We start from the raw sequence: 21,264 nt of genomic DNA, 5'->3' as shown, positions 1-21,264 counted from the left end.
GCTCAAAGAACACCGCCGAGTGTGCGTTCAGAACTATCGGCACTTTTTTCTGATCCGGCATTTTCTTTGAATCAATTTGTTGTAGGCGCTATTTTTGCTTGAAATATGCGTGTAGTGACATAAGCTTTTATATAGACAAGGGTACGAAACAACTAACGAATACGCATTAAATGTGTCCATGTTGTTGGTCCATTAAGTGACGGGCATTTCATAAGTACAATGTTTGCAGCAGATTTGCTGAGTAATGAAGATCAAGAAGGTTATGGTCAACATATGATTAAATCGCTTTGGATTTGTTTGCTATTTTTGAGTCATTCTTTGTTAGCAGAAAATCTTAGTATTGATGACCACTTTAAACAGCTTAATTTGAAGGTTCCGCTTGCTACCGCCATTGACACCAATGCGAGTAGTGCTGAGCATATGCTTGAGTCTGCCAAGTTCAGCACTGAGTTGTACCAGCAATCTATGTCACCAAACATAGATAGTTACTGGTATAAAATTGATCTGTCCGCCATTCATCTAAATCAGCCAAAAGAACTCGCGCTCGTATCTCAAAGCCACTTGTTGCAACACCTAGATGTTTACCTTTTCAGACAGGGAGTGTTGCTACAAACTGAGCAACTAGGTATCAATGACCGTCCCGATTCACAAGCGTTCTATAAGGGAGTCGTTTTTGAGTTTTCAATTGCAGAAAATGACAATCTAACGTTATTAATTCGAAAACAGAGTGATGGTCCAGCCATTATGCCGCTTAGCCTTATGGATGGGCAGGCATTTAATCATTACGAGTATAAAACCCTTTTTCTTTGGGGCGGGGCTATCGGCGTGTTCCTCGCTTTGGCGTTATATAACGGATTTATTTTTTCTCTGAATAGAAACAGTTCGCAATATGGTTGGTATATGCTTTTCCAGCTATTTATGTTTCTTCAATTTGCACCGTTACACGGCTTTGGTTATTTAATCTTTCCTGATTCTTTTTGCCGCTGGTTGGGCAACCATATGGGTGTATTGCACCTAATGATACTTTGGTGTGCTTTAATGTTTGGCCACCATTTTCTTGATATCAAAAAGTTTCGACCAAAAACTGGTTGGCTAATTGAAAAGAGTATTTGGGTGTTTCCTGTCATGCTGTTGGTTGGCTATCAAATGACAGAACTGCAACGTATGTATTTCAACCTGCCGTTGATTGTTATCGTAGCCTATGTTTGCATTGGTACAGCAGTCGTTACCTTAAGAAAAAGATATTATCCAGCATCTTATTACCTACTATCGTGGCTGTGTACCTTTATAGGTGCGTTCTGTGGTTATCTTACTTACATTAATATTCTGCCTCAAAATATCATCACCATGCACAGTTTCATGATTGGCGCGTTAGCGGAACTTTATTTATTATCAGTGAGTCTTGCGAAGCGACTACAATATCAAGAGCAACACGAGAAACAACATCGTTTGATAGATCAAACCTTAAATATGCCAAACCAGAATTTTTATCAATACGCCCTCAAAGGCCAGTTTATCGACCGTGGCCTCAATATAAAGCGCATCAAATTGGTACTAATTCATATGGAAGGGATCGATCGCCTGATTAGTACTTTAGGTACAGAAAGAGTGGCCTCAGAAACGAAGGAATTATTGACGAATATAGGTGATAAAGTATCTGAGCTGCCTTGGCAGATCGACCTGATTTTGGATAAAAAACATTTTGCTGTGTGCATACCCCCACAGCAAACGTTAGTGTTTGTGACTGACGACGAAACAACGGAACAGCAGGTAGAAACATTGCTAAGCATTTGGAAAAATCAGCTAGCAGATAGTTTATATTTGTCAGATTTGAACCTAAGAGCGTCAAGTGCGTGTGCTAGTCAGGAAGGGGATGATATTTCAGACCTTCACCAAAGCGCTTACATGGCATTACTCGAAGCGCAAAAGTGTGGTTTGAAATGGTTACCGTTTAACGCTCAGATGACCGAAAAAGTTGAGGCTTACGTCAAGACGTTACAGGAACTAAAACTAGCGATTGCGCATCGACAATTTGATATTTATATCCAACCGCAAATTAACTTTGTCACAAATAAAGTGGTTGGTGGTGAAGCATTGATGCGTTGGTGTCACCCTACTCTCGGAACGGTCGCGCCGAGTGTATTTATCCCTATTGCTGAACAAAGTGGCTTGATTCATAGTCTGACACGTATTGCGTTTGAAAAAATGTTTGCTTGGTTTGCACATCAGCAGGCTGTAATTAATTTGTCTATCAATATTTCAGTACTAGATTTACAGCAAAAGGATTTCATTGAGTTTTTGCAATCTACAAGCGAAAAATATTTGGTAGACACCAGTCATATTACCTTAGAGATTACAGAATCTCAGGAACTGGATTACTCTCATGAACTAGTTCAAAAAATTAGTGCTATTAAAAATCTAGGTTTTGCAATTTCCATCGATGATTTTGGTACGGGTTACTCGTCAATGGCTTACCTAAGTCAGTTAAGCATTGATGAAGTGAAGATAGATATGATGTTCGTTAAGGACATTCAAGACAATATGACTAACCAAACGATTGTAAAAACGTTATTAAACATGGCGGATGCACTTGGAGCTCAAGCCGTGATTGAAGGTATTGAGACATCAAATGAACTCGATATGATCAAACATTTGGGTGGTCGTGTCGGGCAAGGTTATTACTGGTCACCAGCTATATCGATAGACCAATTTGAGAAACAGTTTTTGTCTAAATGCGAGTTAAAACCTAGAAATAGTGAAGTGTGATGACCAAGCGAGGTAGCTAGCTCTGCGCTGACGGCTTACGCTAAAAATAGAATGCATACCGTATCAGGAAAATGAATTACTTAGTCTCGTTAATACCTCGATTAGTGACACGCAATAAGACAGTTAAGATTGTTGCTAACATGTTTAAGGGGAATGTAATAGGAGGGTGAGCTTAGGTTTTAAGATTGCTTAACAAATAGGAATCTTTATATTTATCATACAATTCTTCCATGTTCAAAACGGATGACGTGATCAGCCAGTTTTTCTGTTTGCTGTGCTGAGTGGGAAACCATCACTATGGTATACCGTGTAGCCAATTGAATAATGAGTGCCTCGATTTGAGCGGCCGTTTTAATATCCAATGAGGCAGTAGGTTCATCGAGCAGCAAAATTTCGGGCTCAAGTGCAAGTGTGCGGGCCAAACAAAGGCGCTGTTGTTGACCGCCGGAAAGAGAATGAGCCGGCGTTTTGAGGCGGTCTTTGACTTCATCCCAGAGAGCGGCTTGGTTCAAGGCGGAAAAAAGTTTTTGTTGTGCAGCGTCTCCCTTTAGGCCACAGACAACTTTAAGTGGTAATAGCAGGTTCTCTTTAATCGTGCCGGGTAACAATTGTGGGTGCTGAAAGACCATGCCTACCTTCCGACGCAACTCTGGTAGCCGTTGAGGGTTAAGGGTATGAATCGACTGCATGGTTCCGTTAATTGACAGCTCTATTTCCCCTTGTGTTCGGCAGTCTTCGAAACAGTCATTGAGGCGGTTGAGTGCCCGCAGAAACGTCGTCTTACCTGAGCCGGAAGGACCGGTAAGCACATGGATTCGATTTTTATATAATTCCACATTCACGTCTGAGATAACCGGTTGTGAACCAAAAGAAATGGTTAGGCTGGAAACTTTACCAGCCAATTTTGGCGGACGTTTTAACGTCATACTAGTTTCTCCACGACGGTGTTCGTTGCAAAAGGCCTGCAATAGAAAATATTGCGGCAGTGAGGCACAGAAGGGTGAGCGCAGCACCAAAGGCCATTTGCAGCTCTGAATTACTTTGGTATTGGGCGCTGTAATAGAAAATGGTAAATGGTAGTGCTTCATAACGATTAAATACCCCCCCAGGTAAACCCGCGTTGGCAACAGCGCCCGTCAGCATAATCACCGCGGTGTCTTCGGCCGCTCTGCCCATGGCCAACATTATGCCTCCCATAATTCCTTTAGAAGCTTGCGGCAATAGTACGACACGCAAAGTTTGCCAGCGTGTCATACCGAGCGAGAGAGCCGTGATCTCAAGCGAAGCGGGCAAGGCTTGCAGCGCCGTTCGGGTTGCGACGGCTAAATAAGGAATAATTAACATTGCGAGGCTTAACGCCGATAGTAGTAAGCACGTATTGGCTGATGGGAGTAACCAGTTGCGAAGAAATAAGATCAAGGTAAAGCCGAAGAGCCCCATCAGAATCGAAGGGACACCCGCAAGAATATCAATGCAAAGAGCAAGGGTTGTTTTAAACCGTGAAGCCGCGCTGGTTGCCAGCCATATTCCTGTTGCTAGCCCGGGTAAAAGGGCCAGTGACAAAGCGCAGGCAACAACTGTCATTGTGCCGACGCAAGCAGGCCAGATCCCGTCCCATACAGGTTCAAGCCCAAGCAGCCCTTTGATCGGGTCGGCATCGCCGAAAAATAGCGAAAGACTGAAAGCGGGCACACCGCGATTTATAATAAAACCAATGAAAAAGGTCAGACATACCAGTAGACCGGCTGTGCAGCTCAGGCACCAGAGGTGAAATAATCGCGCTTTCATTCTGCGTCACCTCTGCGCACACTAAACTGTGCGTGTTCCATTTTTCTGATCAACAGCGTAACCGTGACACTCATTGCAAGTAACAGCAGGCCAGCAGCGAACAGTGAGTTGTAAGCAGCACTGCCATTTTCCGTAGCGAGAACCAGGCCAATATGGGCTGTTAAGGTGCGGACTGAGTCAAATACGCTGTCAGTCAGTTGCGGGGCGTTTCCGGCCAACATCAGCGGGAGAATGGTATCACCTATCGCCCGGCTAAAGCCCAGCAACGCTGCAGTGGCCATCGCTTTAGTCGAATTGGGCAAGACTAGGTACAAAACTGTCTGCGTATCGGTAAAGCCCATGGACGCAGAAGCCAGACGGATCTGATTTTCCAGCGGACGGCAGTGGGTGTCTAACATCATTACCATGACGGGTAAAATCAACAGTACTACCATTACAGCAGCGGCGAGCAGGCAAAACCCTGAACCACTCCGAAAGGTTTCCCGCAATAACGGAACAAGTAAAAAAACAGCGGCAAGACCATAAACGACGGTCGGGATCCCGGCCATTAGTCGGATCATTCGCCGGATCCATGACGCGAGGTTTTGATAGCGGCTGAACAAGCAAAAACCAGTGATGCCAACGGCAACAGGAAAAGCCAATGTCAGTGCCATCAAACCGATCAGACCGGAACCGGCGATCATAGATAAAATGCCATATTGCCCTTGTTCTGGTTGCCAGATCAGCGATAAAACAGGTGTCTCAGTGTTAAAGAAAACAGGCAAGGCAAACCAGAACAAAAAGCCAAACAACAACATCATTAGAGCAAATACCGTGCTAACAAGTGTCAGCAGTACCCGCTCTGTCGTGATAGGGGATGTCATGTGTTATTGATTGCTGACCGGAATATAGCCAGATGCTCGGATATATTCAGCACCTTGCGGGCTGTAGATAAAATCAATAAACTCTCGCACCAGTTCTTGAGGCTCGCCTTTGGTATTCATGTAAAGTTTGCGCACAATTGGGTATTCGCCGGATGCGCAGGCGTCGTTGGTGGGCTGAACATTGTCCAGAGCAGGCGCTTTAACCGTATTGTCTATATAACCGACGCTACTGTAACCAAGGGCACCAGGATCGCGTGCGATGGCTGTTTTCATTGCGCCATTAGACGGCACGACATTGGCATGATTGACCATCGGCGAGTTGCGAAGCAATTTTTTTACGAAAACAGCACGGGTACCACTGGCCTCATCACGGGTAAAAATATTGATAGAGCGGTCATCTCCACCAAGAGACTGCCAGTTGGTGATTTTGCCCGCATATATATCGGCCACTTGCTGTTGAGTTAATGCATGAATTGGGTTCGCCGGATTGATTATGACCGCTACGCCGTCGATAGCGAAGGGGAACGAGACCAGCCCGTGTTTCGCTTCACTCGGCTTCAGCGGTCGACCGGTGTTTCCAATTTCAACCAGTCCTTTAGCCACTTGCTGGGCGCCTACACCGGAACCACCACCTGCGATTGTGATTCGGATCTCTCTATTGGCTTTCATAACAGCTTTGGCAGCTTGTTTCATTACCGGAATATGCGCTGTTCCCCCAGCGATATTGATCGTTCCGGAAAGTCCTTTGAACCTGTCGAGATCAGAAGCTTGAGTGATAGCCGGAATAAAACACAGACCACAAACAAGCAGCCTCATAAAACCAAATTTGAGTCGCATAAAATCTCCTTTTTAGTTGAAACTAAAGCACAGGGGAAGCATCAAGGATGTATCCGGTGCAGATATTGAACGTAAAGACTACCCTTACCGGCCTGACAAAACAATATGTGCTACAAGTGAAATGCAGTATTACTAATTGATTTAAATCATAATTTTGTCGGATGAGTGAATAATGACAATGCATTGCTCCACTATTGTTGAAACTAATCCAAAAATACAGAGGCGGTTACCGTGATATAAAAATCATTTACATTCTGTTATCGACTATTTTCCCTACCTAAAGTTATTCGAAGTAAGCATATTTAGAAATTATTTTTCTGTCAGCCGCCTAAGTAGCGTTAGTTGCAGTCGGAGTATCATGGAAGAATTATCAGGTGGGAGAAAGTCGGCAATATATCGAGATGGTGAAGTTGTTTATCGACCTCTCCAGCCGTGGAGTGCAACGGTTCATCTGTTATTGAAGCATATAGAGTACTCAAGTGTTCATGAGTGTCCTAAGTTTCTTGGCATCAAAGAAAATCAAGAAGTCCTAAGTTTAATTGCTGGCGATACATATAACTATCCATTAGTTGGTGCTATAACTTCTACTGAGGCGATTTTCGTCTGTTAAATTACTACGAAAAATCCATGACTCCACGACGTTTTTACTGTCTCAAATTGACGTTGGTAAACAGGAGTGGGTGCTTGAACCTAGAGAGCCATTTGAGTTTATCTGTCATGGTGACTTTACTCCATACAATGTCGCTCTTTCTGAAAACACAGTGGTAGGTGTTTTCGACTTCGATACTGCGCATCCTGCACCAAGGATATGGGATTTAGCGTATTCTATTTATTGTTGGTCTCCCTTTAAAACCGATAGCGTTGATAAGTTGGGTACAATTGCAGAGCAAGTCTTTAGATTCTAACCGTCGCGGGCAAGGCGTTATCCAGAGGTGAGTATGTGTACTATAAAAATAGTAGTATTAGTAAGGAAATTCGATGAAAGTGCATGAATGTGTCTCCTTCTTATTGATTAATGGAAATAAAGTATTACTTGAAAAACGTCGTGAATACCGAGAAACAGACGCTGGTTTAACGAATATCCCTGGCGGCCATATTGAACAAGATGAGAGTCAATATGAAGCTTTAATTCGTGAAGTAATGGAAGAGTTAAAAGTAGTACCAACTTGTTACAAGTATCTATGTTCGCTTTACCATCCAACAAGTGAATTACAGTTGATTCATTATTATGTAGTAAGTCGTTGGGAGGGGGACATTTCTCCACAAGAAGCGGATGAAGTTAAATGGTATGAGTTGTTATTGGCACCCGTTGGGATTGAAGCGGATAAGCTCGCTTTGTCAGAATATCAAAGGGTCATTCAATATCTTTCGCTGTAACGCATTTCCACGAAACTCCTAACCTAAATACTCTCCGCTATTTGTATAATAAAAAGTTAGCGAAAGATGACCAATTATTCGACGTCTTGACTCTGTGGTTCTTTGAATTGACACGTGAAAAAACACCTAACGATGTGTTTGCATAGTTCATACAGGTCAAGCATGATATATCGAATATAAGACGGCAGGAACTTGTCAAATCAGCCTTAGGAAAAGGAACAGAAATATGGATATTGCAGTACTGACTTTTGACGGTTTTAATGAGTTGGACTCATTCATCGCATCGGGCATTCTGAATCGAATGAAAGCGTTTGGCTGGAATGTACAAATTACTAGCCCATCAGAATTAGTCACGTCCATGAATGGGGTCACTATCTATTCTCAAAAACCGCTAGAGTTTGCTAATGGAGCAGATGCTGTCTTGTTTGGTAGTGGTGTGTTAACTCGCGATATTGCCCAAGATGAAAGTCTATTATCCAGGCTAAGCCTCAATCCTCAAACTCAGTTAATTGGTGGTCAATGCTCGGGTACGTTGTTGATGTCAGTTCTGGGCTTACTGAATCAAGTCCCTGCTTGCACAGATTTAACGACCAAGCCTTGGGTTATTGAGTCAGGTGTTACGGTTTTAGAACAACCGTTTTATGCCAAAGGAAATATAGCAACAGCAGGTGGTTGTTTGTCATCAAAGTATTTAGCCGGATGGATTATAAGTAAACTTTCAAACACATCCCATGCAGAATCAGCCATTCATTATGTTGCACCAGTCGGTGAAAAAGAATGCACGGTGGAACACTGCATGTCGATAGTCGGTGCTTATCTGTAATAACTTGTATGCAGCGTAGACTGCATAATTAAATATGCTTCTATCCAAAGATGAATTGGCTTGCGATGAGGTGATATTTGTACCGACATTTGAGTGTGTAGTAGTAAACGGAACTGATATTGTAGAATTTAAATTAAATAACCATAGAGTATGATTAAACAGATATGTTCATAGGAAACAGTACAATTATAATTACCCCTTGTATAGGCAAATGCGAGCTGGATGATAATGCTATCTGCAAAGGTTGCTACAGGTCATCATCAGAAATTACTGATTGGGTAAATAAATCTGAGGATGAAAAAATAGACATCGTTATTAGGTGCAAAAAAATGATTGCGAAGCAGGCATAGAATAATTGCAAACGCCATGTGTTCCAGAAAAACAAACACAATAAACCAATCTCAATCGATTTCTATATTACTATCTTTCAAATTAGTATGTACAATGGTCCCGTTAGGGACTATATTTTAAAATAGATACCATTGAGGTTAAGTTGGCATGAGCCTAGCAAAAAATAGTGGATACGACTCAAAAGCGCTATCAATGGCAGGGTTTAAAGCCGCTGACAACATTCTTTCTTCTTGGGGGTGCTCCGTTCAACAAAGCCAGAACATCCTTAAAGTATCTTCTACGTCTTACCACAAGTTTAAGGCAAACCCAGAAAAAACGAATTTGACTGATGACCAACTAGAGCGTGTTAGCTACTTACTGAACATGCATCAAGCACTACGTATTGTTTTTAGCAACAATGACAATGTAAGTGGCTTTATGTCCATGCAAAACAATAACGATTATTTTGCAGGGCGCGCACCACTTGACATTATTAACTCAGGCAAATTTGGTGACTTGTATGAAGTAGCGAAACGTATTGATGCGTTAAGAGGTGGTTTGTGGGGGTAGGTGACAAACAGAAAGCCTCGGTAGGTCATCGTCTAATAAGTACCAAATACCCGTCAATTGCTCTGTTTGATGACGTGGCAAGTCCAGAAGAATTTGAAATACTCTATGCCATTCAGTCTATGACTAATCCCAGATTGCTTGACGAAGTCGGTGATATATCCCTGCTCGACCGCTCTGACATCCCCTTCGACTGTGAGCGTGGGAGAAGCTATGCGGTCGCGCCATTCACTCACGTCAATCCAAATGGAGGCCGATTCAATGATGGTTTATTTGGTGCGTTGTATTTGGCTTCTACAGACCAAACTGCCGCATTAGAAGTAAAACATCATCAACAGAAATATTGGCAGAACATTGAAGGGTTGGCCTATGATCGTTTTTTGTTCCGAGGGCTATTGATTACGCACAAATCGTCATCTGTGTATGTTGTCGATTCAAGTGACGCTGCAATTCTACATCCCGACGACTACTCAGCGTCGCAACAATTGGCTCGTAATCTAAAGAAAGATGGTTACCTTGCTGTTGAATATCCGTCAGTACGTTTAGAGTTGGGTATCTGTTGGGCGTTGTTCACACCCAAACCAGTATGCGATGTCGTCCAATCTTATTTACTTGAAATGATATGGGACGGTAAGAAAATAGCGGAGGTAAACAAGGTCAATCACATGGTGGACGAGTTGTAGTTCGCTTACCATTCCGACGCTAAGGTGCATGTTCTCTTCAGTCAGTTTATAAAGAGGACGGGGGGACATACCTTTAAGCGCTTGACTATAAAAATAGGTCCCTGAGACAAAACAGCATAACTTAAAATTAGTGCGCTGAAATGATGTAAAAATAGTAAATCATAGATGCTGCAATAAGATAAACTGACCAGTGATCTTCCTTATACCTGCCTGTCGATAACTTCAAGAATGCATACACTAACATTGCTGCAGCAATACCATTGCCTGCGTTAAAACTGAATATACTTACAACAACACACACGAAGGCGGGTAAGTATTCAGTGATATCATCATAGTTCACTTTTTTCATCGAACTCATCATCGTGATACCGATGTACATTAGCACGGGGGCGGTTGCAACCGTCGGGATCATTCCTACAAGTGGTGCTAAGAAAAGTGTAAGACAAAAACAAGCCGCGGTAACAAGGGCGGTAAACCCTGTTCGGCCACCTGCTTCAACACCTGCGGCACTCTCTAGGTATGTTGTTAATACTGGACACGAAAATAGTGCACCGATGGTCGTCGCGGTTGAGTCAACATGAAAGTTCTTCTCGATACCCGGTAAGTTACCATCTTTATCAAGATAACCAGCTTGCGCGCCAATGCCGAGTAATGCACCTAAAGTAGAGAAAAAGTCGGGTATAAAGAAAGCGAGCAAAAAGGGTAGGTATATAGGACTAAGGGCACCTATTACGTCGAGTTCAAATGCCATCCCAGCCATACTACTCGGCATGCTGAAAAAGTGTTCAGGTACTGACGTGATGCCTAGCGGGATACTGATTAAAGTGGTTAACAAAATTGATATAATAATCCCCCCTTTAAAGTTACGTGATGTGAAGAATAACACCATAAAGAAACCAACAACCGCGACCAGAACTTCTGCCGAGGCTAAGTCTCCAAAAACTAATACATTTTTACGTGCATTAGCGACAATAATACCCGCTTGTTTAAAACCAAGAAGCGCTATAAATAAACCAATACCTACGCCTACCGATACTTTGACACTCTGTGGAATGATTCGTACAACGAAATCACGTACACCGAGAAAGGAGACCAGCATAAACAACAGACCGCTTATAAAAATGATCCCTGAGGCGATACCAAGCGGTATACCATTGCCCAATAATGTAAACGAAAATATCGCAACACTCCCTAAGCCAGGGCCTAAAGCAAATGGTCGATTGGTATATAATGCCATTGCTACTGTGGCGAGAATTGTCATTAATACAGTGACCGTAAATGCACTATCAAATGATAGGCCTGCTTTACTTAGCATTCCGGGTACAACGGCGACCATATAAGCCATAGTCGCAAATGTTGTCACACCCGCAATTATTTCAGTTTTCAAATCTGTTTTATTGCCTTTAAAATCAAATCGTCTAGCGATATTAACGCTGGATTCCTTTTTTTTATCTTCCATGGAATTCCCTCTCTGCCTATTTAAATGACATACTTATGTACATGATTAGAATTGCATTGTTTCCTTTTTCTTACGGAAATAAACGCAATGCACTATCAGCACCCACTTTTATCACTTGACCGAAATCAAATGGTTAGCCTGTTTGGTTATATTTAGCGGCGGTACTTAATTAATTGACCTTCTGAAATTTTTGGCTGCTCAATTAAACTCGCTCTAAGGTGATCAAATTCTAAGCTCCACTCGTTTTGCCATTGCTGTTTAACCTCTTCTGGAGCCCAACTTGCTTGAATGCTATTAATCATCATTTGCCTTAAGCTTGTTAAGTCGAAACCGAATTCCTCAACCATCACGCGGTAGCAGTTGGCACTAGTTGTATTGTGAATATGCCAATCGTCAGTACATGGAATAATGTTGAGACCGGCTTTAGCCATTGTTCTTATTGGATGATTTTGAGCCCATTCATTTTGTTCAGGCCATTTTTTAAGGTAATAGGTATTTGATGGTACGACAGTGAAAGGAATACCTAAATCTGCATATTTTGCGGTTAATTCGGGATTATCTATAATCGTATAACCATGATCGATACGATCAATATTAATCAGTTCGATGCCAGTTTCTACATTTCGCCAATGCAGACCAAACTCTGAACAATGGGCGGTAAGTTTATAGCCATATTCTTTCGCAATAGAGTAGGCTTTCCAAAAATGTTCTACTGGGGCATTATGCTCTTTATAGTCGATTCCAAGACCCAAAACATAAGGGTGCGGAAAGGCAATCATATCCTCGACCATTTCAACGGCTACTTCAGGTGTTTTCTCTCGGTTGATTGATGGTATTAACCGGACGACTAACCCCATTTCACTTTCCACATGTTTAATGGCAGCTGCTAAGGCTTCTGTTACACATTGATACGAAATGTTGGTGTCGCTTGGATTCCAGAATGTCTCGATATAGCGTACGCCACATGCATGAGCATCTTCAGAGACTTCTACTAATACACGGAAATAATCTTCAGGTTCACGCATGAGATGGTACAACAGTGTTAGCGCCTCAATACCGCCTTTCACAATGCTGGTGTCATTCTGGTGAACTCGGTAATAACATTTAGCTTCTTGCTCAGTTAACTCGAAATCATACTTATTTGCCAAATAAAGCATCGTCTCTAACCTTACACCACCAAGAAGATGATAATGGAGGTCGGCTTTTGGAAATAGATGATAAAACTGATGAAGTGTAATAGACGTTGAACTCACTGCTTCCCCTTGCATCTGATATTGATGCGCAATCGATTAACTTAGGAGCAGTATCCACTTGTTATTGACTAAAGTTAAATGCAAATTTTGACATGTTAGTGCCGAATCGGCACTGAGGGAGGGTGTTAGTGCCGTATTTATTTAGTCTTGAGGTTCCCACGGGTAGTTAATCTGCCAGCCTGATTGTACTTGTTCATTGATAACTTTCCAAAATGACTCTGCTTCATCTCTTAGGGGTGTTGAATTGCGATATAAACGAATTTGGTAAGGCAATCGATAAGCACTCGGTTCAATCGCAATTAAGGTCTTATCTTTTAGTTCTTGTTGGATAAGTGTATCGGGTAGCCACGCAATACCCGTTCCTCGTAGTGCCATTTCCTTATGTAAATGACACATTGATGATTCAAATGATTGGTAGGTATTGAGTTTTGCAATTTCGGGCTGATATTGTTCAATTAAGCGAGCGCTGTAAGACTCTGCACTATAGCCAATAATCGGTGTGCTGTGGGTTTGTGGGTTAAATAGTGCTTGCCCATTAGTATCAACTGCGGAGGCTAAAAGAAAGTTACCATGACCGATTTTTAGGTTTTTAAAAGGAGGTTGCAACAAGGATAACGTTTCAAATCCAAGGAAAAAATCACAATTTCCTTCTATCATCGACTCTATCGCAAAGTCTACACGCAAGATATCAATAGAGAAGTTTTGATTGTTATCCGCCTCGTTATGTTCAATAAGATCTAACAAGGTGGGGGACGATAAAGAGTGGGGGCTTGCGATTCGTATTGGATTGATAAATGGTTGCTCAATACTATTTAATAGGTTTAAACCTTCTTCCATTTGCGAAATCATATTGCGAGCAACATTTTTAAATTGACGACCAGCGGGTGTTAGGCTAATGGGAGTGGTGGAGCGGTCAATCAACGTTTGGCCCACGGCTTTTTCTAAGGCTCGAATATGTCGACCAAATGCGGGCTGGGTAATATGTCGAGCTTCAGCGGCATGAGTAAAGTGTTGTAGCTCTGCAAGTTTCAAAAAATCTTGCAGCCATTTTGTATCTAAATTCAATGTTAAATTTCCTCAGTTACATTAATGGTAGGCCGTCCAATACCCATACATTAGAGAACTCAAATTTTGCTGAATGATCTAATGTATGACGTATTTCTGTCCAGAGCTGCTTTATGTCAGTCGATAGGCGAACAGGTTTTTTATCCCTTATTGAGTCAGCCAGATTTTAGGTTAATAAATATCGTGTCTAGCGTTTAATACTCTTCAAATTGAATTAAGCAAACAACAGCAAGTTATATCAAAGTCACTCCAAAATTCCACCAAGTTTAATTATGAGGTTCCTTACTTCTGGTAAGTATCTATCCTCATGGTGCGTCACCAACCACTGGTCATGGCTAAGTTCATCAATTATATTTCCTACACGTTTTAGCTTAGGTTGTGTATCCCCTATAAAAGTAGGAAGAAGGGCTATGCCTTTGCTTTCAAGAGCGATATCAAGGCTGTTTCTCGGTACACTCACCTCGCATATTGAATTACTCATAACAAAACGATCAAGCCAGCGAGCAGAGGGTATATCTTCAAGAACTTTTATCCATACTTCAGGCGCTTCAGGCGTTGAATAGGGTGCAAAATCGACACGCTTTAGTTTACGACATACTAGAGATTCGTCTATCGGCCTGCTGTTGCGAATGCCGATAACTATTTCTCTGTGCGATATGTCCAGTATTTTTTCTGTAGAGATGAAGCGTATAAGGGTGTCATCTAACGTTCCAGAATATTGATCAATATTCTGGATTAAAAAAAGTGTCGTCCAGGTTCCTGCAGATATTTTGACTAACGGCTTTTTGCTTTGTGAATTGGTCATTGTGAAGCTAGTGACTTTTGACTCGATGGCCGTTAGTTCTTCTAACAATTTTCTTCCTTCGGCAAGTAGCTCATATCCACGATCATGACGGATAAACAGTTCTTTTCCTAAGCTACGCTCAAGTGCATACATCCTTCGACCCAGTGTTGCAGGGCTTCGTTGACTCGACTTTGCTGCTGCTGAAAGTCCACCTTCTCTGGCTACAGAAATAAACAATTGAAGATCGTTCCAGTCGATTCTCTTTTTATTCATGAAAAGACCTTTGCACGTCGATTTATTGATGAAATCACATTGTCTAGTAATCTTTAGAACAGTCAAAGGTCTTATTCTGATTTTTGCCATAAATATCACATGGCGCAAGATTGTTGGAGTGAAATAACACAGTTAACACGGAGCCTAAAATGAAAATAGAAACAGGGAAGAAAAATAAATGTGTCATGAAGCACGCATCAAGAACAGTTCCGTTTCCTGATGGCGGTAAAACTCAAATTTTGAAAGAAGAAGATGCTTTTTATAAAGAATATAGTTCAGACGATATATGTAAGTTTTACACGCTATTAAATGTAATCTGTAATGTGGTAGCAAAAATTGGAATAACAGTTACTGACATTGGTAACCATCCTTACACAAGGAAAATTACGTCTTTAGTCACTCAAAAAAGGTAACGAATCGCGTCGTAGTGGATTAGAGGATGTAGTCAGGAAATTAATTTTTATTTGTGAACAATCTATTTTTCATAGAACGCTAACCTCGGTTTATCGTCATGCAACATCTTGCAATATTTCCATCAAGTTAGACGTATTAAAAATATGTGCTCAATCTTATTATTTACGTCTTGGTTGTGATTTTATTCAAATCATAGGGAATTACTTTGACTTACTTTTAGATTAATTAGAGCAAAAAATCTATTTAATATTATTAGAATAATAATTAATTCACCAAAACGGTAATTGACCCTAGTGAGCTGTAAATATTTTATATGTAGCAAGGAGTTAAACCATGAAAATAGAAGGGTCTAACACAAAACAACGAATAAATCATATGATGCTACTTCTGATGAGTATCTCTGTAGTTGCGGGGTCAGGATATAGTATTGGTAAAGACGCAACTCCAAACCTGTATTTAGATGTACCAGCGCCGATTTTATCACAGTGGAATGCGGATAACATACTGACAGTTGATGAAGCTGTGGATGGTTTTAGTGGAGCTACGCCTAAAACCTTTATTTATAACTCAACAGAAGCCGCTGCGCTTGCTTCAACAGAAGAGGGGGTTTGGGAGGAAAACAGCGTCGCCTATATTACTTGGGATCTTGATAACGGGAGTGGTTTAGCTCCAGGAATTCAAGTTTTAAATGATAACTTAGATTATTCAATGCACAATTGTATTATGGCCTCTGGCCAAATGGAGCATCCATCATTTCCAGATACCGTTGTCTCAAAAACCTGCAACGATGCCCAAGGAAGTTCAAAGCGGTATTTTTTACAATTGACGCAAACAGATACACCCATTGATCTGGTTTTTGATCTTGGTGTTAAAGATATTAGATATAAAGGACTAATCGACTCCGATATAGAAGATAAAGGCAGCGCCAGTAGTAATTCTACTAATAAAGATAATACGATCGATCAGTTTAGAGAGAAATACGGTGTTGGCCGAATTTACCGTGTTATTCAAAAAATCAGAAATGACACTGATAAGCGGATAGCAAGCTATAAATTTGAGCTAGGAACTGGAGTCGGTGACCAATTTCGACAACTGAATTTTAGTGAGCACGGTGTGGGCTTTGAAATGCGAACCGTTGTACCTCGCGAATTTTTTGATGGTCGAACCGGTTCTGCACCGGACATTGATGTTTGGAAACCTAAGAGTTTTGCTAAATTCGCGCCCAAATTGTTTGATGATGGAGTTCGCCCGAGGTTCGACCCTGGATTTTTAGATCATGCGGCGGCTGGATTTATGTATCCAGATTACTTTGTGGATTTGGATTGGAAATCACAATACATTGATAGCGGTTTATCGATAGATAACGGCGTCATCGGTTCTATCACCAATAATTTTTTCAATATTAACGAAACTCATGACGCGGATCTCCCTGGCAACATGCTTGGTTATATGCTTCCGAACAACCTAGTTCCTAGTGTGATTGCGTACTGGCTTGAAAATGATATCGATGCGGAATCTGACGGTGTGGTGGCGATCTGGGATGGATACAATTGGCGTTCAGGCCGTACAGGTTTGGATGGAGACCCAGATACTTTGGAAGATAACTTCGGTATCGTTCCTGATGAAGTGCTTTCAGAATGGGCCGAGAAACCGCTTGGGCTAAATATTCCATACGAAGATCCTGATGAGTTGATTCGCTATGCAACGATTCTTAGTGATGACCTTGCGGGTCTTAACACTGATATATTCATTAATATTGATGAAAAATTACTTGATGAGGATAGTCAGCCAATATTTGGCTCATTGACACTTCGATTAACGGCCAGATCAATTGATGATGTACTTCCAGGTGTTTCAGGTAGTGAAGAACCAGATTGGATTCAGGCAGGGCGTGAAGCTCCTGATTTGTCTAACTACAAAATTCCAGAAGATGTGCTCGAAGCGTTTAATGACTATACGACCACTGATGAAAAAACCCCTGTCATAATCGATATTCTTGAAAATGACGTGTTGAATGGAGTGCCCGTAATATCAAGTGAAATCGAGGTGACAGTGGTGGAAGAACCCATCAATGGCGACGCAGTCATCAATGCCGATTTAACACTTACTTACACTCCAGCGGACTATTTCAAGGGTAATGAAGTATTCAAATACGAGATCACGACAGGAGAATATGTTTCTAATCTTGCATCTGTGAGAGTAGTGGTTAATCCAGAAGTTGTGTTAGGTGCACCCATTGTTCAAAATGACAATGAAATAACTACCCAAGGTGTACCTATTCAAATTGATGTACTTGCTAACGATGAATATGGCCTAGAAGAATCTAACACAATGAGTATTACCATTAACAATGAACCAACTCATGGTGATGCGTTTGTGAATGAAGATATGGATATAGAGTTTACTCCGGAGGCTGATTTCAGCGGAATTGAACAATTTACTTATATTGTGACCAAAGATGATAAGCAATCGAATACTGCCGTGGTAACGGTACGCGTAGATGAACCGTTGGCTGAGGAATCAGACCTAGTTGATGATGATTTGTCTATTTCCTCTTCTGGTGGAGGGTGTACTGTTGGGGACCCTAATGCACCAGTAGATCCCACGTTACCACTTTTAGTGCTTATGTCAGTGATAGGATTATTCTTACGTCGAAATAGAATCATTAATGAAAGTTAGATGACGAGCAAGAGCCATTAGGCTCTTGCTAATTTGATATTGACCTCAACACTTAACGCAAAAACACAAATTATGATTTCATTCCCAAACGGACTAAGAGCAATACAAATTTTTGAGGATAAAAAACTGATCGTAACAGTTTTCCTCAGTATTGTTATTGGAAGCGTATTCTGGCAGTTACTTCCTTGTTATCTCAGCTCTACTTGGGACATTTCTGCCACTGTTTTAATAAATATGTTGTTTATTTACCCGGTTATTGAAGAGTGGGTATTTAGAGGCACAATTCAAGAAGGCTTATTAAAGAAACAACTGTTACGGAAGGCTTATTATGGTGTGAGCAATGCAAACCTGATTACTTCATGTTTATTTACGGGCTTTCACTTGATACATCAACCACTACTGTTTGCCGTTCTCGTATTTATACCTTCAGTCATTTTTGGGTTTTTCAAAGAGCGTTACTCTGCTCTGTTTGTACCGGTTGGATTACATATCTTATTTAACGGTATTTTTTTACTGGCGTTATCAAATAAACTTTGCTGAAGAAATGAGGAGCTTGGAACACATTTATGGTGAGCTGATAACCTAGAAAATCTCACTATGCTTTCTACGAGTTATTATGGTTTAGTTGTATCGAGCTTTTAATGCCCCATCTGTCTAAGATATAATTTAACCTGCATACTTATGGAGTGAGTAGAGCTTAGATGCCACTCTTTTTGTGAACCATTGTGTGGCAGAGAGACTTGTGGTGGAGAAGTCCTATTTTAACTTCTCCCACTTTTCTTGATATTAGGCTCGTAACAAGTGATATACGAAAACGCCCAGTTATGAATGAAATTTGAGTGTTTATCATGGCTCTTTGGAGTGCATATTTATACTTAAAACCCTCGTTTAAATCTCATTCTCCTAAGTCTAACTTGGCAAAGGAGGGAGTAGATTCCGTACATCAAGTTTGACGTAATATTCAGTGATTAGTTTGAATAATATTAGCGACGTGAATAATGGATTCTTTAGCCGCATCACTTATGCCTGAGAGCTGAAAAAAGCCGTGAGTTACCCCCAAATATCTTCTACATTGAGTTTCAACTCCCGCATCTAATAACTTGCGGTATAAAAGTTCACCTTCATCAACTAAAGGATCGAATTCCGCAGTAAGAATATGAGTTTCAGGGAGCCCCTCAAAATCAGTTCGATATAGAGGACTTGCCTCAGGATGCTTATTTGATACTTCGTTCAAGTACATTTCATACCCTGTTACCAAGGTGTCTTTGGTAATGATGTAGTGTTCACCATTATCCTTATAACTTCGACTCGAAGCGGTCGCATCTAACATAGGGTAAATAAGAATTTGTTTCACAGGTTGCCAGTCAGCATTCTCTTTCAGCCGTAAAGATGTGACGAGACATAAGTGACCACCAGAGCTATCTCCGACAAGACTTATATTGTGTGGATCTCCTCCCCACTGAGCACAGTGCTCACGTATAATTAAAGTTGAGTTGTATGCATCATCATGTGCTGCTGGATAAGTATGCTCAGGAGCTAATCGGTACTTTACTGCTATGACAATTGCACCTGAAACATTAGCCAATTTTCTAAGTTGTTGATCATGAGTATCTAACCCACCACTAACAAAACAACCACCATGAAAATATATTGCGACAGGTAGTTTGTCTCTAGCCGATGGTTTATAGATGCGTAACGTTGAACCATCAATCTCTACCTCTCTGACTTGATATACAGGATCGCTTTTTCCAGCAAGAGAGACACTATTCAAGTAGCCTTGTCGACGTTCAGTAATAGACTGATTCCTAACGGACGGGCATCCTGCTTTGACAAAATCTTTAACAAGCTCCTTTATTCCCTTCTCCAAATTATGAATTTCCACTAAAGATTCTCCTGCTATTTGTTTTTATTAGTCGAGCACACTGTGTATAAACACAGCATTCATTGCAATGTTACTATTTTAATTTTTTAGATACTAAAAGTTATCTGAGAGGTAAGCTTTGTTTAAAAAGCTCAAATTGTTTTTTGTCCCGAAATCATTTGGTTCAGGCAGATCTAAGTCTTAAAGGACATACATAACAAAAAAACATGCGACGTAAAGTATGTCCTTTAACTGCCTTTTACTGTTCCCCCAATAACCAAGCCATTTTTTCTGAACCACAGCAGTTGGTATTTTGTGACACGAAAATGCCCAGTTATGAGCAAAATTTGAGCTTCTTTCATCGCTTTTTATAGTGCATATTTATACTTAAAACCCTCGTTACCATAGAGTGAACTGTCCCCTACGTAATTAGTCGGTAGAAATAGCCAAAGGCCCCATCGCTCCTTAGAACAATGAAGACTAAAACCTGTGGGTAAATTGAGGTCATATTTGACCTCGGTATAATCTTGGCATAAGATTTATACGTAACTTTTAGTGAGGTCACTATGAACAAGACAAATACAATGTCACAACGCGCAGCAAAAGATAGCCTTGGTAATCCTGATGCCTTTAAAGGTGGTTGTGTTGTAACAAAAAATGGTATGGCTGAATTGTATATTCAAACTGCGGAAGAAAGAGAACAAGAAGAAAGAATTCTTCATGCAGAACGACAAGCAAATGCGTTATTGAAATTGGCTATGATGGCTAAAGAAGATGTTGCTGTTCGTCGGGTTCACTCAAAAGAAGAGGTGTTAGATTGTCTTCGTGCTGCGAGGAGTTAATTCTTGGAAGTTGTTTTTACTGAAATGGCCGTTAACTGCTTATTGGAGATAGAATCTCTTGCTGTCGAAAATTATTCTGAAGAACAAGTGGCAACATTTATTGATGGTCTTGTTAATCGAAATTATGAAGCGATCTTTGAAAATTCTGAACGATATAGGTATAACGCCACGTTATTGGATTTTGGCATCAAGTTCCAGGAAAGGTTAGATAGTTCGTATCGATGTCTGTATGAAGTGATTGGTAATAAAGCCCACGTCATGCTTATTTTGCAAACTAAGCAAGATCTAATCAGTGCTTTATATCGACATCAGATCATTAAAAAATTCAATTAAGAAGTTAAAGCTAAAGTATCTGCACCACGCAAAGTATGGCAACAAGCTTCCCTTGCTCCAGATATTTTCGGATGGCCAGGAGAAAATAGGGGAGAGATCACCGCTTTTAATCACGGAATCAACGTCTACGGTTTTCTTCATAGCAGCCATAACCTGAGCGGCGTACATTGCACCTATCGTGTATGAAGGGAAATATCCAAAGGCCCCACCGGTCTACGGTATAATGTAACCTGCAAAACTTATGGAAGGCAGTTTGATTATAATAGG

At 41.0% G+C, this 21,264-nt stretch carries 22 protein-coding genes and 1 pseudogene; 13 read left to right on the top strand and 10 right to left on the bottom strand.

The features are described 5' to 3' along the window. Nucleotides 1-219: 219 nt before the first annotated feature. Entirely contained in the window at nt 220-2,766 is a 2,547-nt protein-coding gene (locus tag IUZ65_RS08620) for an EAL domain-containing protein (protein WP_195703344.1), read from the top strand. A gap of 215 nt (nt 2,767-2,981) precedes the next feature. Here the strand turns inward: IUZ65_RS08620 and IUZ65_RS08615 are convergent, their stop codons facing one another. From IUZ65_RS08615 to IUZ65_RS08600, 4 genes are all read right to left on the bottom strand, one after another. Further along, the gene (locus tag IUZ65_RS08615; protein ID WP_195703343.1) at nt 2,982-3,692 is read right to left on the bottom strand and encodes a phosphate ABC transporter ATP-binding protein; all 711 of its coding nucleotides are present in this window, start codon (nt 3,690-3,692) and stop codon (nt 2,982-2,984) included. Between the two features lies 1 nt (nt 3,693). Continuing rightward, nucleotides 3,694-4,458 (bottom strand): PstA family ABC transporter permease, encoded by a 765-nt coding sequence (locus tag IUZ65_RS08610; RefSeq protein WP_231363580.1) that lies wholly within the window; start codon nt 4,456-4,458, stop codon nt 3,694-3,696. Nucleotides 4,459-4,550: 92 nt separating this feature from the next. Further along, nucleotides 4,551-5,354, bottom strand: a complete 804-nt coding sequence (locus IUZ65_RS08605) for a PstC family ABC transporter permease (protein WP_229638021.1) — start codon at nt 5,352-5,354, stop codon at nt 4,551-4,553. Between the two features lie 66 nt (nt 5,355-5,420). Beyond that, complete coding sequence (locus IUZ65_RS08600; protein ID WP_195703340.1) at nt 5,421-6,254, bottom strand: phosphate ABC transporter substrate-binding protein; 834 nt, start codon at nt 6,252-6,254, stop codon at nt 5,421-5,423. Between the two features lie 358 nt (nt 6,255-6,612). Here IUZ65_RS08600 and IUZ65_RS08595 point away from each other — a divergent pair, with 358 nt between their 5' ends. The 7 genes from IUZ65_RS08595 to IUZ65_RS08570 all read left to right on the top strand — a co-directional run bounded on the left by IUZ65_RS08595 (nt 6,613) and on the right by IUZ65_RS08570 (nt 10,034). Continuing rightward, entirely contained in the window at nt 6,613-6,864 is a 252-nt protein-coding gene (locus tag IUZ65_RS08595) for a hypothetical protein (RefSeq protein WP_229638020.1), read from the top strand. Nucleotides 6,865-6,934: 70 nt separating this feature from the next. Further along, nucleotides 6,935-7,159: a phosphotransferase gene (locus IUZ65_RS08590; protein ID WP_231363579.1), complete on the top strand. Its 225-nt coding sequence runs from the start codon at nt 6,935-6,937 to the stop codon at nt 7,157-7,159. 73 nt (nt 7,160-7,232) lie between these two features. Continuing rightward, nucleotides 7,233-7,631 carry an NUDIX hydrolase gene (locus IUZ65_RS08585; protein WP_195703339.1) on the top strand — a complete coding sequence of 133 codons (399 nt, stop codon included), beginning with the start codon at nt 7,233-7,235 and terminating at the stop codon, nt 7,629-7,631. Between the two features lie 226 nt (nt 7,632-7,857). Further along, entirely contained in the window at nt 7,858-8,454 is a 597-nt protein-coding gene (locus IUZ65_RS08580; RefSeq protein WP_195703338.1) for a DJ-1/PfpI family protein, read from the top strand. A gap of 164 nt (nt 8,455-8,618) precedes the next feature. After that, nucleotides 8,619-8,804 (top strand): DUF1289 domain-containing protein, encoded by a 186-nt coding sequence (locus tag IUZ65_RS23490; RefSeq protein WP_195703337.1) that lies wholly within the window; start codon nt 8,619-8,621, stop codon nt 8,802-8,804. Nucleotides 8,805-8,952: 148 nt separating this feature from the next. Continuing rightward, nucleotides 8,953-9,354 carry an MbcA/ParS/Xre antitoxin family protein gene (locus tag IUZ65_RS08575; RefSeq protein WP_195703336.1) on the top strand — a complete coding sequence of 134 codons (402 nt, stop codon included), beginning with the start codon at nt 8,953-8,955 and terminating at the stop codon, nt 9,352-9,354. Continuing rightward, nucleotides 9,345-10,034 (top strand): RES family NAD+ phosphorylase, encoded by a 690-nt coding sequence (locus tag IUZ65_RS08570; protein ID WP_195703335.1) that lies wholly within the window; start codon nt 9,345-9,347, stop codon nt 10,032-10,034. Before IUZ65_RS08575 ends, IUZ65_RS08570 begins: the two co-directional genes overlap by 10 nt. A 127-nt stretch (nt 10,035-10,161) precedes the next feature. Here IUZ65_RS08570 and IUZ65_RS08565 read toward each other — a convergent pair whose 3' ends face one another. From IUZ65_RS08565 to IUZ65_RS08550, 4 genes are all read right to left on the bottom strand, one after another. Next, entirely contained in the window at nt 10,162-11,493 is a 1,332-nt protein-coding gene (locus tag IUZ65_RS08565; protein WP_195703334.1) for an NCS2 family permease, read from the bottom strand. A 152-nt stretch (nt 11,494-11,645) separates the two neighbouring features. Next, nucleotides 11,646-12,746 carry an adenosine deaminase family protein gene (locus tag IUZ65_RS08560; protein ID WP_231363578.1) on the bottom strand — a complete coding sequence of 367 codons (1,101 nt, stop codon included), beginning with the start codon at nt 12,744-12,746 and terminating at the stop codon, nt 11,646-11,648. Between the two features lie 141 nt (nt 12,747-12,887). After that, nucleotides 12,888-13,811: a LysR family transcriptional regulator gene (locus IUZ65_RS08555; protein ID WP_195703332.1), complete on the bottom strand. Its 924-nt coding sequence runs from the start codon at nt 13,809-13,811 to the stop codon at nt 12,888-12,890. A gap of 244 nt (nt 13,812-14,055) precedes the next feature. Continuing rightward, entirely contained in the window at nt 14,056-14,868 is an 813-nt protein-coding gene (locus IUZ65_RS08550) for a LysR family transcriptional regulator (protein ID WP_195703331.1), read from the bottom strand. Nucleotides 14,869-15,017: 149 nt separating this feature from the next. Between IUZ65_RS08550 and IUZ65_RS08545 the strand changes: the two genes are divergently transcribed. From IUZ65_RS08545 to mrtJ, 3 genes are all read left to right on the top strand, one after another. Then, nucleotides 15,018-15,281 carry a hypothetical protein gene (locus tag IUZ65_RS08545; RefSeq protein ID WP_195703330.1) on the top strand — a complete coding sequence of 88 codons (264 nt, stop codon included), beginning with the start codon at nt 15,018-15,020 and terminating at the stop codon, nt 15,279-15,281. Nucleotides 15,282-15,615: 334 nt separating this feature from the next. Further along, on the top strand, nt 15,616-17,961 hold the full coding sequence (locus IUZ65_RS08540) for a choice-of-anchor F family protein (protein ID WP_195703329.1): 2,346 nt from the start codon (nt 15,616-15,618) through the stop codon (nt 17,959-17,961). 72 nt (nt 17,962-18,033) lie between these two features. Beyond that, a complete protein-coding gene (mrtJ, locus tag IUZ65_RS08535) occupies nt 18,034-18,501 on the top strand; it encodes a JDVT-CTERM system glutamic-type intramembrane protease MrtJ (RefSeq protein WP_195703328.1) in 468 nt (155 codons plus the stop codon). Nucleotides 18,502-18,922: 421 nt separating this feature from the next. On the opposite strand, the gene IUZ65_RS08530 is transcribed toward mrtJ, so the two are convergent. Further along, a complete protein-coding gene (locus IUZ65_RS08530) occupies nt 18,923-19,843 on the bottom strand; it encodes an alpha/beta hydrolase (RefSeq protein WP_195703327.1) in 921 nt (306 codons plus the stop codon). 545 nt (nt 19,844-20,388) lie between these two features. On the opposite strand from IUZ65_RS08530, the gene IUZ65_RS08525 reads away from it, so the two are divergent. Next, complete coding sequence (locus tag IUZ65_RS08525) at nt 20,389-20,664, top strand: hypothetical protein (protein ID WP_195703326.1); 276 nt, start codon at nt 20,389-20,391, stop codon at nt 20,662-20,664. A 3-nt stretch (nt 20,665-20,667) separates the two neighbouring features. Then, entirely contained in the window at nt 20,668-20,997 is a 330-nt protein-coding gene (locus IUZ65_RS08520) for a type II toxin-antitoxin system RelE/ParE family toxin (RefSeq protein WP_195703325.1), read from the top strand. Nucleotides 20,998-21,039: 42 nt separating this feature from the next. Here IUZ65_RS08520 and IUZ65_RS08515 read toward each other — a convergent pair. Further along, nucleotides 21,040-21,210 (bottom strand): annotated as a pseudogene (locus tag IUZ65_RS08515) (carboxypeptidase M32); the annotation flags it as partial. Between the last annotated feature and the right edge of the window lie 54 nt (nt 21,211-21,264).

It is taken from the genome of Vibrio sp. VB16 (assembly GCF_015594925.2).
Classification (GTDB): Bacteria; Pseudomonadota; Gammaproteobacteria; order Enterobacterales; family Vibrionaceae; genus Vibrio.
This window is presented reverse-complemented; position numbering and strand designations above follow the sequence as displayed.

Coding starts and splice junctions, on each gene's coding strand:
- IUZ65_RS08620 (WP_195703344.1), top strand. CDS start 220: ATGTTTGCAGCAGATTTGCTGAGTAATGAAGATCAAGAAGGTTATGGT.
- IUZ65_RS08615 (WP_195703343.1), bottom strand. CDS start 3,692: ATGACGTTAAAACGTCCGCCAAAATTGGCTGGTAAAGTTTCCAGCCTA.
- IUZ65_RS08605 (WP_229638021.1), bottom strand. CDS start 5,354: ATGATGTTGTTGTTTGGCTTTTTGTTCTGGTTTGCCTTGCCTGTTTTC.
- IUZ65_RS08600 (WP_195703340.1), bottom strand. CDS start 6,254: ATGCGACTCAAATTTGGTTTTATGAGGCTGCTTGTTTGTGGTCTGTGT.
- IUZ65_RS08595 (WP_229638020.1), top strand. CDS start 6,613: ATGGAAGAATTATCAGGTGGGAGAAAGTCGGCAATATATCGAGATGGT.
- IUZ65_RS08585 (WP_195703339.1), top strand. CDS start 7,233: ATGAAAGTGCATGAATGTGTCTCCTTCTTATTGATTAATGGAAATAAA.
- IUZ65_RS08580 (WP_195703338.1), top strand. CDS start 7,858: ATGGATATTGCAGTACTGACTTTTGACGGTTTTAATGAGTTGGACTCA.
- IUZ65_RS23490 (WP_195703337.1), top strand. CDS start 8,619: ATGTTCATAGGAAACAGTACAATTATAATTACCCCTTGTATAGGCAAA.
- IUZ65_RS08575 (WP_195703336.1), top strand. CDS start 8,953: ATGAGCCTAGCAAAAAATAGTGGATACGACTCAAAAGCGCTATCAATG.
- IUZ65_RS08565 (WP_195703334.1), bottom strand. CDS start 11,493: ATGGAAGATAAAAAAAAGGAATCCAGCGTTAATATCGCTAGACGATTT.
- IUZ65_RS08550 (WP_195703331.1), bottom strand. CDS start 14,868: ATGAATAAAAAGAGAATCGACTGGAACGATCTTCAATTGTTTATTTCT.
- IUZ65_RS08545 (WP_195703330.1), top strand. CDS start 15,018: ATGAAAATAGAAACAGGGAAGAAAAATAAATGTGTCATGAAGCACGCA.
- IUZ65_RS08540 (WP_195703329.1), top strand. CDS start 15,616: ATGAAAATAGAAGGGTCTAACACAAAACAACGAATAAATCATATGATG.
- mrtJ (WP_195703328.1), top strand. CDS start 18,034: ATGATTTCATTCCCAAACGGACTAAGAGCAATACAAATTTTTGAGGAT.
- IUZ65_RS08525 (WP_195703326.1), top strand. CDS start 20,389: ATGAACAAGACAAATACAATGTCACAACGCGCAGCAAAAGATAGCCTT.